The organism is Herbaspirillum seropedicae (genome assembly GCF_001040945.1).
GTDB classification, from domain to species: Bacteria; Pseudomonadota; Gammaproteobacteria; order Burkholderiales; family Burkholderiaceae_D; genus Herbaspirillum; species Herbaspirillum seropedicae.
The window spans coordinates 2,039,757-2,056,581 of sequence record NZ_CP011930.1 but is presented as its reverse complement, the minus strand read 5'-3'; the positions used below and the strand labels follow the sequence as shown (position 1 = coordinate 2,056,581).

Here is a 16,825-nt window from a genome sequence, read left to right as displayed (position 1 = left end):
CTGCGCCCGGCTGCGCCTTTGCCATGCCCCCTGCGACATCCCGTTCCTGGCCGCGACTGCGGCGTGTTCTCGCCACGGCTGGCGTCCTGATGCTGGCGACCAGCCTGGGCGCCTGCTCTTCGTCCGGCAAGTATGCCGACCCCAGCAAATCGAATCGCACCGACAGCGGTTTTCGCAACAACTATGCGCAACCCGAGCGCGGCTCCTTCTGGAAGTGGCAATGGGAGCGCCTGACCCAGGGCCTGCCCAAGCCGCCGGAAAACCATTACCAGTTCCCCGTACTCAAGCCGGACCTGGCCTGGCTCAAGGACAATGATCGCCACCCCAGCGTGACCTGGATAGGCCATGCCACGGCACTGGTGCAACTGGGCGGCAAGAATGTGCTGACCGATCCCATGTTCTCGCAGCGCGCCTCGCCCTTCTCTTTCATCGGTCCCGCGCGCAAGGTGCCGCTGCCGGTGCAGATCAGCGAGCTGCCGCACATCGACGTGGTGGTGATTTCGCACAACCACTACGACCATCTGGACCGCGCCAGTGTGGAGCAATTGAACCTGCAGCCGGGCGGCCCGCCGCTGTTCCTGGTGCCGCTGGGACTGCGCGACTGGTTCCAGGCGCTGGGCATCACCAACGTCCAGGAGATGGACTGGTGGGACAAGACCTCGCTGGACCAGCTCGACATCCATTTCGTCCCTGCCACGCACTGGTCGGCGCGCGGCCTGTTCGACCGCTCCGAAACGCTGTGGGGCGGCTGGGTGCTGCAAGCCATGGACTGCCCGGGCAAGGCCGATACGACGCGGCAGTCGCCGGTGGCGCCCTTCTCGGTCTACTTCGCCGGTGACACCGGTTACTCGCAGGATTTCCGCGACATCGGCGAGCGCTTCGGCCACTTCGACCTGGCGCTCATCCCCATCGGGGCCTATGCGCCGCGCTGGTTCATGCAGAACCAGCATGTCGATCCGGCGCAGGCGGTGCTGATCCACCAGGATGTGCACGCCCGGCGCTCGGTCGCCATCCATTGGGGGACCTTCGAACTGGCTGATGACGCGCTCGACGAGCCTCCCAAGGAGCTGGCCAAGGCCATGCAAGCGGCTGGATTACCGCAGGAGCAGTTCGTCACGCTCAAGCATGGGGAGACGCTCAAGCTGGATCGGTAAGAGATGACGCTTGCTGTCCGGATACCATCACCTCAGCAACGGGCAACGTGGCGTCAAATTGACACCAAGTGAGAGCCATTTTGGCACCATGTGCTATGATGCAGTTCGCCCGGATTTCTGCTTTGTTTCGAGAAAGCGGCGTCGATTTACATTCCCGTTCACGTAAGGGAAACTGCCCGGGATACTCTCCGCAGGAAAGCGAAGATCACCATGACCGATATCGTTGAAAGGGGCCGGATCACGGCCCGCGTACCACTAGCCGTCGAAGCAAGGCTGAGGGAAGCTGCCGACCTGGTCGGCGCGACGATGAACCAGTTCCTGGTACAAGCCGCGCTGGAAAAGGCCAATGAAGTGATCGACCGCGAACGCTTCATCGCAGTCACGCCGAGGGATGCTGACTTTTTGTTGAACCTGCTTGACGACCCATCGCCTGCCAACGCCAAGCTGATGCGCGCGCGCGAGCGTTATCATCGGGCCCGACATGAACGAGTACTTCGTAGCACCACTGAACAAGACGCAGCATCAGACTGAGCACTTCGATTGTGCTACCCCAGCGTTGAACCAATGGTTGCGCAACACGGCAGGCCAACATCAGGACAAGGGAATTTCCCGTACTTTCGTGCTTGCCTGCGACGATACCCCCCAGGTTATCCGCGGCTACTACGCATTGGCCATCCGCCAGATGATCGCCACAGCCACCCTGCCTATAGAATTTTCGAAGCGTCTGCCGCGTGAAGTCCCCGCCCTGACCCTGGCGCGACTGGCCATTTGCCGGACCTTGCAAGGACGGGGACTCGGCGAGTTTCTCCTCTACGACGCCCTGTGGCGCGCCAAGGAAGCCAGCAATCAGGTCGGCGGAGCCCTGCTTTTCGTCGATGCCAAGGAGGCTCAGGCTGCCAGTTTCTATGCGCAATATGGATTCAAGCCGATGCCAGAATCACCGTTGACGCTGGCCATCGCCCTGTCAAAAATTACTTGATGATCGGCTTTCCTGATCCATGAAAAAAGAGGCTGGATCTTTATCACAGATGCCAGCCTCTTCATTGAACGTTTCATTGAACGTGGGAACATGCTTGTCCGTCACGCCCAGGTCATTCAATCCACGATAAACAACTTCGCCCCCACCGCCGTAGACGAGCGGTGCGGCTCAGCCCCATCGGCCACCTGATAGCTCATGCCCGGTTTGAGGACGAAACTGCGGCCATCCTCCAGCTCGGTATGCAGCTCCCCTTCCAGGCACAGCAGCACATGGCCCTTCACACACCAGTAATCGGCCAGGTAGCCGGGCGTGTATTCGACCATGCGCACGCGCAGCTCGCCAAACTGGCAGGTGCGCCACCAGGCCGTGCCGGTCACGCCGGGATGCTCGGTGGCGGGGACCTGGCTCCAGTCGGTGGTGCCGAAGGGCAGATGGGTGATCTTCATCCGTGGACCGATCCGGCCTGATTACAGCTTGGAGGCGATCAGCTTGCCCAGGCGTTCCACGCCGGCGCGGATCTGTTCCGGCGGCACGGTCACGAAGGACAGGCGCAGCGTGTTCTTCTGCGCCACGTTGGCATAGAACGGGGCGCCGGGGACGAAGGCGACCTTTTCCTGCTCCACGGCTTCGTTCAACAGCGCGCCAGCGTCGATGTGCTCGGGCAGGGTCACCCAGATGAACATGCCGCCTTCCGGCTTGCTCCAGCTGCAGCTGGCCGGGAAGTACTGTTGCAGCGCATCCAGCATGGCCTGGCACTGGTCGCCATAGAGCTTGCGGATGGTCGGCACGTGCTGGTCCAGGAAGCCGTCCTTGATGGCCTCGTACACCACCATCTGGGTCAACTGGGCGGTGTGCAGGTCGGTGGCTTGCTTGGCCTGTTCCATCTTCAGGATCAGCGGACGCGGCGCGACCACGTAACCCAGGCGGATGCCCGGGGTCAGCACCTTGGAGAAGGAACCCATGTAGATCACGCCCGAGGGATTCATCGACAGCATCTTGGGCAGCGGCGCGTTCTGGTAGCTCAGGGCGCCGTACGGATCATCTTCGATCAGCGGCAGACCCAGGCGGGCACAGGTTTCCACCAGCTTGAAACGGCGCTCGGTGGGCAGGGTGCGGCCGGTCGGGTTCTGGAAGTTGGGCAGCGAATACAGCATGCGCGCGCCACCGGCGATGGCTTCGATGGTCTCGGGTTGCAGACCGAATTCGTCGCTGGGCACCGATTCGAACTTGGCGCCGTAGAGCGCAAAGGCTTGCAGCGCGCCCAGGTAGCTGGGGGTCTCGACCAGCACCTTGCTGCCTTCATCGATCAGGACCTTGCCCAGCAGGTCCAGGCCCTGCTGGGAACCGGACACCATCAGCACCTGTTCGGCGCTGATCTGCGCGCCATTGGTCGACAGCGATGCGGCGATCCATTCACGCAGCGGCAGATAGCCATCGGTGGGGCCGTATTGCAGGGCCATCTTGCCTTGCTGGCTCAGCACGCGGTCGAAGGCGGTCTTCATGTGCTCGACCGGGAAGGTCAGCGGCGAAGGCAGGCCACCGGCGAAGGAGGTGATGTCGGGACGCATCGTCACCTTCAGGATTTCACGGATGGCCGAGCTCTTCATGGCGTCAGCGCGCTGGGAGAACTGCCACTGCAGCGGTGCGGGATTTTCGAGTTTCATACGGGTCGTTCAATCTGTTCTGTGTTCTGTGTGAGATGGTGCAGGTGGCCGTGCGGCTTCTGTGGCCGCAGCAGCCGATATGGCGATGGATCAGGCGATCTCGGCGATCATTTCGATTTCCACGCAGGCGCCCATGGGCAGCTGCGCCACGCCAAAGGCGGAACGGGCGTGCTTGCCGGCTTCGCCGAAGACTTCGCCGATCAGCTCGGAGGCGCCGTTGGTGACCAGGTGGTGCTCGGTGAATTCGCCGGTCGAGTTGACCAGGCTCATCAGCTTGACGATGCGCTTGACGCGGGTGAGGTCGCCGCCGCAGGCAGCCTGCAAGGTGGCGATCAGGTCCACGGCCACGGCGCGCGCGGCCAGCTTGGCGTCGTCGGTGCCGATATCGCGTCCCAGCTGACCGACCCATACCTTGCCATCCTTCTTGGCCAGGTGGCCGGAGAGGAAGACGGTATTGCCGGTTTGCGCATACATCACATAGGCTGCTGCCGGGGTGGCCACGGCGGGCAGTTCGATGTTCAGTGCTTTCAGCTTTTCATAGACGGACATGCGGTACTCCCTGTTGGACAGCGCCCCTGCGGCTGGCAGCCGCGGGCACTGCGCGTTAAGAAAAATAAGTGGACGATTATCTCAAATATCCGGACTTTTGGTCGGCTCCGGCCGAACTATTTCGGCTCGCAATGCCGTTCAGATCCGGGTCAGCAGCCCCGCCGGGCCTGCATCAGCGGCGTACCGCCATGCGCCGGCCAATGGCCACGACCACGATCACGGCCAGGGCGAAGAGCATATTGCTCGCATCCAGCGCCTCGCCGGCGATGACGGCCGCGCCCAGCAGGCTCATGAAAGGTTGCAACAATTGCACCTGGCCAACACGGGCAATGCCGCCCAGGGCCAGGCCCTTGTACCAGAAGAAGAAGCCGATGAACATGGAAAACAGCGACACGTAGCCAAAGGCCAGCCAGGCCGGCGCGGAAGCGCTCAGTCCGTCCTGCCAGCCCAGCCACAGCGAGACCGGCAGCATGACCGGCAAGGCCACCACCAGCGCCCAGGCAATCACGTTCTGCCCGCCCATGCTCTGGGCCAGCCGTCCGCCCTCGGCATAGCCCATGGCGGCCGTGATGACGGCGGCGAAGAGCGCGAAGTCGGCCGCATGGAAACTGCCCCCACCCGCGCGCAATGCAAAGGCAATGACGATGGCCGAGCCGGCCAGCGCGGACAACCAGAAACCGGCAGAAGGACGTTCACCGAAGCGCAGCGCGCCAAACAAGGCGGTGGCCAGCGGCAGCAGGCCGACCACCACGGCGCCGTGGGCCGCCGGCACGTAGCGCATGGCAATCGATGAAAACAGTGGAAAGCCCACCACCACGCCGAGGGCGGTGATGACCAGGCCACGCAATTGCTGCGCGTTCGGACGAGGCGCCCGCATCCATGCCAACAGCGCCAGCGAGCACAGGCCCGCCACCACGGCGCGGCCGAAGGCGACGAAGGCGGGGCTGAGTTCAGCCACGGCGATGCGGGTAAAGGGCAAGGTGAGACTGAAGACGGCCACGCCGATGAGCCCCAGCCACATGCCCCGGCTTTCATTGCGCGCCACATTGCCTTCGGCTGTGGCAGTGACGACTGGTTTGCTGCTTGCCTGCATGAGAACTCCCCTGTGATCGAATCGATGCAAATTGAGCCAGCTCAGAACCAGATGGCCAATGCCGAATAGAGCGTCAGCAGCACCATGACCGCCGCAAAGGCCATGCGCCACAGCGGGCGCTCCAGGTAACGGCGCAGCACCGCCCCCGCGCCCGCCCAGACGGATACGCAAGGCAGGTTGATGGCGCAGAACACCAGGCAGTAGACCAGGATTGCCAGTGCGCCGGGCAGCTTATGCAGCATCGGCATGAAGGCCGAAGCGCCGGTCACGGCCATCACCCAGGCCTTGGGATTGGCGAACTGGAACAGGGCCGCCGCACCGAAGGACATCGGCTGGGCCGCCCGCTCGCCCGCACCGGCCACGCCCATGCGGCGCAATTGCCAGGCCAGGTACAGCAGGTAGGCGCACCCCATGGCCTTGAGCAGCAACACCAGTTGCGGCACGGCGATGACCAGCTCGCCTATACCAAAGGCGCATAAGGCCAGCAGTACGCCAAAGCCGAAGGTGATACCCAGCATGTGCGGCAGCGAGCGGCGAAAGCCGAACCAGATGCCCGAAGAGGTCAGCATGATGTTGTTGGGCCCGGGCGTGATCGAAGAGACGAAGGCAAAGGACATCAGCGGCAGCAAGGTCTCGATCATGCGGACCTCCGCTGGGGCAAGGAAGTCAGCGGCAACACCTGCGCCGGCGCCAGCAACATGTCAGCGGGCGCCGCCGCACGCGCCAGTACCCGGGCCAGCACATCGTGATCGACATTGCCGCCCGAGAGCGTGACGCCGACCTTCAGGCCGCGCAGCCGCGCACGCAATTGCCAGGCCGCCGCCAGCGCACAGGCGCCCGCTCCTTCGGCCACGTTGTGGGTGGCGATGTAGGCCAGCTTCATGGCGTCCATCACTTCGTCATCAGTCACGGCCACGACCTCATCGACCTCGGAGAACAGCACCTCCAGCGAAGCCTGGTCCGGCACCCGGCAGGCCACGCCGTCGGCGATGCAGGTGCTGACCGGCGATTCGATCTTGCGCCCCGCCTCGAAGGACAGCTTGTAGGCCAGCGCATGCGCCGAGACCACGCCGATGATGCGGGTCGACAGGCCCAGCGCATTGCGCGCAGCGACTGCGCCGCACATGCCCGAGCCCTGGCCGATGGGAACCAGCACCACATCCAGCCCCGGCTGGGCCGCGAACAGTTCCATCCAGTAGCTGGCCACGCCGGCCACCAGATCGCGGTGCAAGGAGGGAATCATGTGCAGTTGCTGCTGGGCGGCGAGCTGCTGGGCGTACTCGCGGCTTTCCTGGAATTCGCTGCCATGTTCGATCAATTCCACACCCAGGGCGCGCATGGCGGCATTCTTCTCCCGGCTGTTGCCCTGCGGGACCACGATGGTCGCAGAGATGCCCAGGCGCCGCGCCGCCAGGCCGACGGACTGGCCGTGGTTGCCGCGGGTGGCCGAGACGACGCCGGAGAGTTGCGGCTGCTGGCGCGCCAGGTGATGCAGGTAGACCATGCCGCCGCGCACCTTGAAGGCGCCAGTGGGTGCATGGTTCTCGTGCTTGACCCAGACTTCCGCGCCCAGGGCCTGGTTCAGCAGCGGCCAGCACAGTTGCGCCGTCGGTGCCATGCCAGCGTAGACAATGCCGGCGGCCTGCTCGATGTCGGTCAGGCTGGGCAACAGGGTACGGGCGGCGTGCGACATGGGGAATCTCCTCGGACGATGATGGTTCAGGCAGGCGGCAAGCGGCCTCTAGGGGGCCTGGCAAAAATGTGTCTGCGCTTGTAATGAAAGTCATCGTAGCCGACAATACCGATACAGTACCTGTACAGTTTTCCGAATAATTTCCATAGTGTCACGGCGATATGACCAATACAGCCAGTCAGCACCCCACCAGACAGAACGAGCCCCACCCCCGTGGTACGGGTCCCGACAGCGGCCAGCCAGGCTGGCCGCTGTTGCTGCGCGAAAGCGGCGACTCCCTGGTGGAACAGATCGTGCGGGGTATCCGCGCCCGTATCGATGACAAGCTCTTGCGCAGCGGCATGCGCATGCCTTCGATCCGTCAGTTTGCCGATACCAATCAGATTTCCCGCTTCACGGTGGTGGAGGCTTACGACCGGCTGGTGGCCCAGGGCTATCTGGAGTCGCGTCGGGGGTCGGGCTTCTATGTGAAGGAGCGCGCGCCGCTGGGCGGCAGCTACGGCGCAGCCCAGGCCGAGCTGGACACCGAACCGGGACGCGGCCTGGATGTGGTCTGGCTGGTGCGCAACATGTTCCGCCAGATGCCGCCGGCCAAGATGCCCGGGGGCGGCTTGCTGCCGCCGGACTGGCTCGATGGCGAACTGATCGCCAATGCCCTGCGTGCGGTCAGCCGCGACAATCCGCAGCTGCTGCTGGGTTATGGCACGCCGCAGGGATTCCTGCCGCTGCGCCAGCAATTGCAGTTGAAGCTGGCCGAGCTGGAGATTGCCGCCGCGCCCGAGCAGATCGTGCTGACCACGGGGGTCACCCAAGGGCTGGATACGGTGGCGCGGCACTTCCTGCGCCCCGGCGACGTGATCTTCGTGGATGATCCGGCCTGGTTCCTGATGTTCGGCTCCTTCGCCGCGCTGGGCGCCAAGGTGGTGGGCATCCCGCGCCTGGGCGATGGCCCGGACATCGCCCGCCTGCGCGAGCTGGCGGCGGTGCACAAGCCCAAGCTGTACGTGATCAACTCGGTGCTGCACAACCCGACCTCGACGTCGCTGTCGGCGGCCAAGGCCTTCCAGGTGCTGCGCATCGCCGAGGAGCACGATTTCGTCATCGTCGAGGACGACATCTATTGCGACATGCATCCCGGTTCCGCCGTGCAGCCGGCCACCCGCATTGCGGCGCTGGACCAGTTGCAGCGGGTGATCTATCTGGGCGGCTTTTCCAAGACGCTGTCAGCCAACCTGCGGGTGGGCTATATCGCCACCTCGGCCGAACTGGCGCGCAGCCTGGCCGATCGCAAGCTGCTCTCGACCCTGACTACCGGCGAGATCGGCGAGCGGGTGGCCTACAAGGTGCTCTCCGAGGGCCATTACCGCAAGCATGCCGAGCGCGTGCGCGCACGCCTGAACGGCGCGCGCGACAAGGTGATGCGTCAGCTCGAACGGCTCGGCATGGACGTGGTGGAAGCGCCGCCCTGCGGCATGTTCCTGTGGGTCGATACCGGGCGCGACACCAATGTGATGACCGAAGCGGCCATGCAGGAAGGCTTCCTGCTCGCGCCGGGCAGCCTGTTCTCCCCGGCCCAACTGCCCTCCACCTACATGCGCATCAACGTGGCCAGCATGGCCGACCCCGGCATCTGGCGCTTCCTCGCCCAGGCGATGGAGCGCTGAACGCCGGCGCCTGCGGGTGCATCCGCTACTCAGGCGGTCACCAGGTGGATGCGCGCCACCTCCGTGTTGCTGCTGTTGTAGAAGGCATAGTCGGTGGTGCCGGGGAAGTAGACGTAATGATCCGAACCATTGGCCGCGATCTGCAAGCTCTCACCGGCGCTCATCTTCACGGTCAGGATGGTGGACGTCGAGCCGCTGGGCATGCCCATGCGGATCACGTCCTGCGCCGTGATGAGGATGTTGGTGCTGCCCCCTGCACTGACGTCCAGCGTGGTGATGCCGCTGACCTTGCTCGAGAAGTTGCTCAGGTTCAGCGAGTTGCCCAGGTCGGCGAAGTGCAAGGTGGTCACGCCGGCGCCGCCGGAAATGGAGTTGATGTTGGATTGACCGGTATTCTGGTTCACCATGTCGCTCTGCGCGCCCAGTGAGCTGTGCGAACCGGCGCTGACATTGATCAGGTTGTTGCCGCTGCCCACGGTCACCGTGTTGTGTCCGCCTTCGACCACGTTGTAGATGTCCGTGCCGGAACTGGCCCCGCCGCCGCTGAGCGAGTTGGTGGTGCTGTCGCCGCGCGCGGTGAGTGTGTTGGCGCTGGCATTGCCGGTCAGTGAACTGTTGACGTTGGCGCTGCCCTCCAGGTTGGCGATGCCGGAGTAGGTATCGCCGCTGGCGTCGCCGCCACTGCCGACGGACCCGGTGGCCAGGCTCACCGTGATGTCGCCGCTGGTCGAGTAGTAGTAGCTGACCGTATCGCTGCCGCCGCCCCCCGTGAAGGCATTGGCGTCGCCACTGGCGTAGAAAGTGTCATTGCCGGCGCTGCCCACGACATTCTGGATGTGGGAGTAGGTGTCGCCTGCGGCATAGCTGTTGGCCACACCGCTGGGGGCGCTGCCGGTGCCATGGAACAGGTCCACCACCACGCCCGCCGATCCGGAACGGGCATAGTTGACGGTATTGACGCCCGCCCCACCCTCGAAGGCATTGGCCGCGCTGCTGGCATAGAAGGTGTCATTGCCGGAGCCGCCGATGAGGTTGGCGATATTGGTGAACTTGTCGCCCACCGCATACGCACCGCTGGCCGCCAGGGTGTTGGTCAGGTCCACCGTCACGCCGCCGGTGTCGTTGGCGTAGCTCACCGTATCGGAACCGCCGCTGCCACCGTCGAAGTTGTTGGCCTGGGTGCTGGCCACGAAGGTATCGGAATAGGCGCTGCCAATGACATTGTCGATGTTGACCAGGGTATCGCCCTGGGCATCGCCGCCGCTGCCGGTGGCGTTCTTCAGATCCACCGTCACGGCCGAGGACGATCCGGCATAGGACGCATAGGTGTTGGCGCGATTGGCCGCCACGGCCGTGATGACGTCAGCCCCGGCGCCGCCTTCCAGCACCGAGCGCACGCCCACGGTGGCAAACCCGGTGAGGCGGTCCTGGTAGGCGCTGCCCACGGCATTTTCGATGTTGGTGTAGGTGTCGCCATCGGCATAGTTGCCGCTGCCGCTGCCGGCGGAGAGATCGACCGTGACGCCATTGACGCCATCGCTGCTGGTGGAGAGCGAATAGTTCACCGTATCCGAGCCGGCCCCGCCATCGAGCTTGTTGGCATTGGCGCTGGCGTAGAAGGTGTCGTTCTGGCTGCTGCCGATCAGGTTGTCGATGTTGAAGAGCGTATCGCCCTGGGCGTCGCCGTTGCTGCCCACGCCGGTCTGCAGGTTGATGCTCACGCCATTGGCCGAGCCGGCGTAGGAGGCGTAGGTGTAGGCGCGGTTGGCATCGATGGCGGTGAGCTTGTCGGCGCCCTTGCCGCCGGTCAGCACCGAGGTCACGCCGACGGTGGCAAAGCCGGTCAGGGTATCGGCGAAGTCGCTGCCGATGACATTCTGGATATTGGCATAGGTATCGCCCTGGGCGTAGTTGCCGCTGCCGGTCCCCGCCGACAGGTCCACGGTCACGCCAGTGCTGCCATTGCTGCTGGTGGAGCCGGCATAGCTGACCGTATTGGAACCCGTGCCGCCATCGAGGAAGTTGGCGGCGGCGCTGGCGACGATGGTGTCGTTGCCGCTGCCGCCGGTAACGTCCTGGATGTTGGCGTAGGTATCGCCATTGGCCAGGCTGCCCGCGCCGCCGGTGCCGGTGTTGCTGACCAGGTTGATGGTCTCGTCGACGGTGGAGTTGGCATAGCTGACGCGGTTGTGGCTGCCGCCGCCGCCATCGAAGGCATTGGCTGCCGCGCTGGCCACGAACGTGTCGTTGGCGCTGCCGCCGGTGGCGTCCTGGATGTTGGTGTAGGTATCGCCATTGGCCAGGCTGCCAGCGCCGCCGCTGCCCTGGCCGAGGAACAGGTCCACCGTCTCGGCCACAGTGGAGGTGGCGTAGCTGACGCGGTTGTGGGTGCCGCCACCACCATCGAAGGTATTGGCCGCCGTGTTGCCGTAGAAGGTGTCGTTGCCGCCGCCGCCCGTGACGTCCTGGATGTTGAGATAGGTGTCGCCCGCGGCCAGGGTGCCGCTGCCCTGCCCGCTGACCAGGTTGATCGTCTCGGCCGCGTTGGAGTTGGCGTAGCTCACCCGGTTGTGGGTGCCGCCGCCGCCATCGAAGGCATTGGCCGCTGCGCTGGCGATGAAGACATCATCGGCGGTGCCGCCGGTGACGTCCTGGATGTTGGTGTAGGTATCGCCATTGGCCAGGCTGCCTGCGCCGCCAGTGCCATTGCCGTTGAACAGGTCGACCGTTTCGGAAACGGTGGAACTGGCATAGCTCACGCGGTTATGGCTGCCGCCGCCGCCATCGAAGCGGTTGGCCGCCGCGCTGGCGATGAAGGTGTCATTGGCACTGCCGCCGGTCACGTCCTGGATGTTGGTGTAGACGTCGCCCGCAGCAAAGCTGCCCGCCCCGCCACTGCCCAGGCCGGCGATCAGGTCGACCGTCTCGGCCACGGTGGAATTGGCGTAGCTGACCCGGTTGTGGGTGCCGCCGCCGCCATCGAAGGTGTTGGCGGCCACGGTCGCCACGAAGGTGTCGTTGCCGGCGCCGCCGGTGACATCCTGGATGTTGGCATAGGTGTCGCCATTGGCCAGGCTGTTCAGGCCGCCCGAACCGGTGCCGTTGTACAGGTCGATGGTTTCATCGGCGGTCGAGCTGGCATAGCTGACGCGGTTGTGCAGCGAGCCGCCGCCACCGTCGAAGCGGTTGGCTGCCGCGCTGGCGATGAAGACATCGTCGGCGCTGCCGCCGGTGGCGTCCTGGATATTGGTGTAACGGTCGCCATTGGCCAGGCTGCCCGCCCCGCCGCTGCCCTGGCCGTTGAGCAAGTCGATCGTCTCGGCCACGGTGGAGCTGCTGTAGTTGACCCGGTTGTGCGTGCCGCCGCCGCCGTCGAAATTGTTGGCGGCGGTGTTGCCGTAGAAGGTGTCGTTGCCGCTGCCGCCGGTCACATCCTGGATGTTGATGTAGGTGTCGCCGTTGGCCAGGCTGCCCGTGCCGCCACTGCCCTGGCCGGTGACCAGGTTGACGGTCTCATCGGCGCTGGAATTGGCGTAGCTCACGCGATTGTGCAGCGAGCCGCCGCCGCCATCGAAGGCATTGGCCGCTGCGCTGGCGATGAAGACATCATCGGCCGTGCCGCCGGTGACATCCTGGATGTTGGCGTAGGTGTCGCCATTGGCCAGGCTGCCTGCACCACCGCTGCCGACGTTGTTGAACAGGTCCACCGTCTCGGCGACGGTGGAGCCGCTGTAGTTGACCCGGTTGTGGCTGCCGCCGCCGCCATCGAAACGGTTGGCCGCCGTGTTGCCGTAGAAGGTGTCGTTGCCGCTGCCCCCGGTGGCGTCCTGGATGTTGGCATAGGTGTCGCCATTGGCCAGGCTGCCGATGCCGCCACTGCCCTGGCCGCTGACCAGGTTGACGGTTTCGTCGACGGTGGAGTTGGCGTAGCTCACCCGGTTATGGCTGCCGCCGCCGCCATCGAAGGCATTGGCCGCAGCGCTGGCCACGAAGAGGTCATCGGCGCTGCCGCCGGTGACGTCCTGGATATTGGCATAGGTATCGCCATTGGCCAGGCTGCCCACGCCGCCGCTGCCGACATTGTTGAACAGGTCGACGGTTTCCGAGACGGTGGAGTTCTGGTAACTGACCCGGTTGTGCAGCGAGCCGCCACCGCCATCGATGTTGTTGGCCGCCGCATTGGCGATGATCAGGTCATCGGCGCTACCGCCGGTGACGTCCTGGATGTTGGTGTAGCGGTCGCCCTGGGCGTAGGTGCCTGTGCCACTGCCATTGAAGAGGTCGATGGTTTCGCTGGCGCTGGAGTGGGCGTAGCTGACGCGGTTATGCAGGCTGCCGGTGCCGCCGTCGAAATTGTTGGCGGCCAGGCTGGCCACGAAGGTATCGTCGAACTGGCTGCCGGTGAGGTCCTGGATGTTGGATAGCTTGTCGCCAGTCGCATAGCCGCCGGAGGTGCCGGTGCCATCGGTATAGGTCAGGTCCACCGTCACGCCGGCGCCGGAATTGGCGTAGCTCACGCGGTTGTGCGCGCCGGTCGCGCTGAGGCCACCATCGATGGTGTTGGCGTCGCTGCTGGCGATGATCAGGTCGTCCTGGGCGGAGCCCACCACGTTCTGGATGTTGGTGAAGGTATCGCCATCGGCAAAGCCGCCCGTGCCGGTGCCAGTGACCAGGTTCACCGTCACCGCTGCCGTCGAGTTGGCGTAGCTGACGGTGTTGGAACCCTGGCGGCCATCGAAGACGTTGTGGTTGTTGTCGGCCACGAAGGTGTCGTCGTAGGCCGAGCCGATCACGTTCTGGATGTTGGCATAGGTATCGCCGGCGGCAAAGCCGTTGCTGCCCCGGCCATTGAACAGGTCCACGGTCACGCCGTTGCCATCGCCGGCCTTGGCATAGCTCACCGTGTTGTTGCCGGCGCCGCCGTCAAAGGCATTGGCTGCCAGGCTGGCGATGAAGGTATCGTCGAAGCCGCTGCCGGTGACGTTCTGGATGTTGGCGTAGGTATCGTTGTTGGCATAGCCGCCCGTACCCACGCCCAGCACCAGGTCCACCGTCACCGCCGAGGTCGAGGCGGCATAGCTCACGCGGTTGGAACCGGCCCCGCCATCGAAGTTGTTTTCGGCCAGGCTGGCGACGAAGGTATCGTTGCCGGCGCCGCCGGTGAGGTCCTGGATGTTGGCAAGCTTGTCACCCTGCGCATAGCCCCCCGACGTGCCGGTGCCATTGCTGTAGTTCAGGTCCACCGTGACGCCGGCGGTAGAGGCCGCATAGCTGACGCGATTGTGCAGCGAGCCGGTACCGCCATCGAAGCTGTTGGCGTCGGCGCTGGCGACGAAGGTATCGTCGTAGACGCTGCCGATCAGGTTCTGGATATTGCTGAACGAATCGCCGGCTGCATAGTAGCCGCCGGTACCGGTGCCGATGGTATTGGTGAGATCGACCGTCACGCCACCGGTCGAATAGAAATAGCTGACCGTATTGGAGCCACCGCGGCCATCGAAATTATTGACGTCGGCGCTGGCGATGAAGGTGTCGTCATAGTTGCTGCCGATGACGTTCTGGATATGCGCCAGCACGTCGCCCTGCGCGTAGCCGCCGCTGCCGGTGCCATGGAACAGGTCGACCGTGACAGCGGCATTGGAGAAAGCGTAGCTGACGGTATCCGAGCCCCCCAGGCCGCCGTTGAAATTATTGGCGGCCAGGCTGGCGATGAAGGTGTCGGAATAGGAACTGCCGACGATGTTCTGGATATGGGTGTAGCTGTTGTTCTGGGCGTAACCGCCGCTGCCGACCAGGTTGATCATGTCCACCGTGACCGCGCCAGTGGAACCGCCGTAGTTGACGGTATCGGAACCCCCGCTGCCGCCATCGAAGTGGCGGCTATCCACGCCGGCAAAGAAGACATCGTCAAAGGCCGAACCGATGGCGTTCTGGATGTGGTTGTAGGTATCGCCCTCGGCATTGCCGCCGGTGCCGCGACCGGAGATGAAGTTCACCGACACGCCCTGCGCCGATCCGGCATAGCTGACGGTGTCATTGCCGCCGCTGCCGCCGTCGAAGCTGTTGGCGTCGGCATTGCCCACGAAGGTGTCGTCGCCGGCGGTGCCGATGACGTTCTGGATGCGCACATAGGTGTCGCCGTCGGCCGCGCCGCCGCTGCCCACGCCGGTCAGCAGGTTCACGTTCACGCCGACCGCCGAATTGACGTAGGACACCGTGTTGGACCCCGCACCGCCATCGAAACGGTTGGCATCGCCGCTGGCGACGAAGATATCGTTGAAGGCGCTGCCCACGACGTTCTGGATGTGGGTATAGGTATCGCCCTGGGCATGGCCGCCGCTGCCGGTGCCGGTCACCAGGTTGACGGTGACGGCGGCATTGGAAGATTCGTAGGAGACCGTATCGGAGCCGCCGCTGCCGCCATCGAGGCGGTTCACCGAGGCATTGGCCACGAAGGTGTCGCTGTAGGCGCTGCCCTTGAGGTTCTGGATGTTGGAGAGCTGGTCGCCCTGGGCGTCGCCGCCGGTGCCCACGCCGGTGACCAGGTTGACGTTCACGCCTGCGCTGGAATTGGCGTAGCTGACCGTGTTGACGTTGGTGCCGGTGCTGTTGACGCCGCCCACCAGGCGGTCCGCGCCTGCGCCGCCATCGAAGAAGGTATTGCCGCTGCCGCCATAGATAGTGTCGTTGCCGGTGCCGCCGTAGAGCAGGTCGTTGGCATTGCTGCCATAGATGGTCACGCCGCCATTGCCGGCATGCACCTCGTGCGGCAGCCCTTGGGCGGGCAAGACCAGCACCGGATCGCCGGTGGCCGGGTCGAGGTAGCTCAGGTCGCCATAGGCGGTGGCGTCCTTGAGCGCGACATGGCGCACGTCATTGAGGGTCAACTGCCCCAGCGAGGTCGCCACCACGGTGGTGAAGGTCAGATCGAAATGCTGGTGCACCGGCGAGGCCGTATTGGCTTCCACCGTGTTGTACTGCAGCTGCATCGGGAAATCGGTCTGCCCGCTCGCTACCGACATCTGGTAGCGGCCGCCGCCCAGGTTGGTGGCGTTGACGATGGACATGTTGGCCGGCACACCCGAGACGATCACGGAGAGCACATTGCCATTGCCGCTGATGGTGACGTCAAATACCTTGATGAAGGTGCCGGCATTGTTGCCCGCTGCATAGATGGTGTGCACATCATTGCCGGCATTGATGACCTGGGTGCTGAACTGCAGCGGCAGGCCGGCGTCGGTGGCCGAGACCGGGATGCCGCCACTGCCGAAGAGGCTGTCGCCGGTCTGGGTGATGGTGGTGAGGTTGACCAGCTTGATGGCCATCGACGGCTGCGAGGGATCGACCACGATGGTCGAGGGTATCGTGCCCGGCTTTTCCGGCGGCAACTGCGGATCGACCGGCCGGATCGGCGCGTCATTCGAACTGGGGTTGAGGGCCGCTGCAATGGAGGCCGCCACACTGACCTGGGACGAATCCCCCACGGTCGGCTGGGTCGGCACCGACAGGTTCTGGCTGCCATTGCTGGTGAGCGAACCGGCATTGTCGGTGATGATCTTGGACAACTGGCTGATGCCATCGCTGCCCACGCTGGCGGCATTGCGGTCCACCGTCACATGCGGCTGGGCCTGCGCATGGGCATCGAAACTGGCCACATTGTCGGCCACGGCGATCGGATCGGAATTGAGGATGCGCGACTGGTCGTTGGGCTTGAGGGGGATCTTGCCGACGGCGTCGAGCAGCTTGCCGGTTTCCGAGCTGCTGTCGGCGAACTTGACCTTGGACTTGTCATCCATGGCTTCCATGGCGCCGCCGGCCAGCACCACCTTGCTGCCATCGGCCATGTGCAGCACCATGTCCACATCGACCACCTGCACATGCTGGACCGCGCCACGGTTGGCGTTGATCTGGAAGCTGCCGCTCTGGTCGGGCATCACCACCCGTACCGGGCCGGTGACCTTGTCGCTGGAGTTCACTTGTGATGAGCTTGCGGTTGCCATGGTTTCCTCGCTATCGAAGATCGGTTCGA

At 64.5% G+C, this 16,825-nt stretch carries 11 protein-coding genes; 4 read left to right on the top strand and 7 right to left on the bottom strand.

Translation table 11 applies throughout. From position 1 onward, the window contains the following. Positions 1–89 precede the first annotated feature (89 nt). The 3 genes from ACP92_RS09035 (at position 90) to ACP92_RS09025 (ending at position 2,133) form a co-directional block, all read left to right on the top strand. On the top strand, positions 90–1,154 hold the full coding sequence (locus tag ACP92_RS09035; protein WP_013233820.1) for an MBL fold metallo-hydrolase: 1,065 nt from the start codon (positions 90–92) through the stop codon (positions 1,152–1,154). 210 nt (positions 1,155–1,364) lie between these two features. Further along, positions 1,365–1,685 carry a type II toxin-antitoxin system TacA family antitoxin gene (locus ACP92_RS09030; RefSeq protein ID WP_013233819.1) on the top strand — a complete coding sequence of 107 codons (321 nt, stop codon included), beginning with the start codon at positions 1,365–1,367 and terminating at the stop codon, positions 1,683–1,685. Then, positions 1,636–2,133 (top strand): GNAT family N-acetyltransferase, encoded by a 498-nt coding sequence (locus ACP92_RS09025; protein WP_013233818.1) that lies wholly within the window; start codon positions 1,636–1,638, stop codon positions 2,131–2,133. The genes ACP92_RS09030 and ACP92_RS09025 overlap by 50 nt, the downstream gene beginning before the upstream one ends. Positions 2,134–2,249: 116 nt before the next feature. Here the strand turns inward: ACP92_RS09025 and ACP92_RS09020 are convergent, their stop codons facing one another. From ACP92_RS09020 to ACP92_RS08995, 6 genes are all read right to left on the bottom strand, one after another. Beyond that, complete coding sequence (locus ACP92_RS09020) at positions 2,250–2,579, bottom strand: DHCW motif cupin fold protein (protein ID WP_013233817.1); 330 nt, start codon at positions 2,577–2,579, stop codon at positions 2,250–2,252. 21 nt (positions 2,580–2,600) lie between these two features. Next, complete coding sequence (locus ACP92_RS09015) at positions 2,601–3,797, bottom strand: aminotransferase-like domain-containing protein (protein WP_013233816.1); 1,197 nt, start codon at positions 3,795–3,797, stop codon at positions 2,601–2,603. 90 nt (positions 3,798–3,887) lie between these two features. Next, positions 3,888–4,346 carry a RidA family protein gene (locus ACP92_RS09010; RefSeq protein ID WP_013233815.1) on the bottom strand — a complete coding sequence of 153 codons (459 nt, stop codon included), beginning with the start codon at positions 4,344–4,346 and terminating at the stop codon, positions 3,888–3,890. A gap of 172 nt (positions 4,347–4,518) precedes the next feature. Continuing rightward, positions 4,519–5,439: a DMT family transporter gene (locus tag ACP92_RS09005; protein WP_013233814.1), complete on the bottom strand. Its 921-nt coding sequence runs from the start codon at positions 5,437–5,439 to the stop codon at positions 4,519–4,521. Positions 5,440–5,480: 41 nt separating this feature from the next. Beyond that, positions 5,481–6,080 carry a LysE family translocator gene (locus tag ACP92_RS09000; protein ID WP_013233813.1) on the bottom strand — a complete coding sequence of 200 codons (600 nt, stop codon included), beginning with the start codon at positions 6,078–6,080 and terminating at the stop codon, positions 5,481–5,483. Then, positions 6,077–7,132, bottom strand: coding sequence for a threonine dehydratase (locus ACP92_RS08995; RefSeq protein ID WP_013233812.1), 1,056 nt, complete (start codon positions 7,130–7,132; stop codon positions 6,077–6,079). Before ACP92_RS08995 ends, ACP92_RS09000 begins: the two co-directional genes overlap by 4 nt. Positions 7,133–7,293: 161 nt before the next feature. Here ACP92_RS08995 and ACP92_RS08990 point away from each other — a divergent pair, with 161 nt between their 5' ends. Next, positions 7,294–8,796: an aminotransferase-like domain-containing protein gene (locus tag ACP92_RS08990; protein ID WP_013233811.1), complete on the top strand. Its 1,503-nt coding sequence runs from the start codon at positions 7,294–7,296 to the stop codon at positions 8,794–8,796. Between the two features lie 29 nt (positions 8,797–8,825). Here ACP92_RS08990 and ACP92_RS08985 read toward each other — a convergent pair whose 3' ends face one another. Further along, on the bottom strand, positions 8,826–16,796 hold the full coding sequence (locus ACP92_RS08985; RefSeq protein WP_013233810.1) for a calcium-binding protein: 7,971 nt from the start codon (positions 16,794–16,796) through the stop codon (positions 8,826–8,828). Positions 16,797–16,825 lie beyond the last annotated feature (29 nt).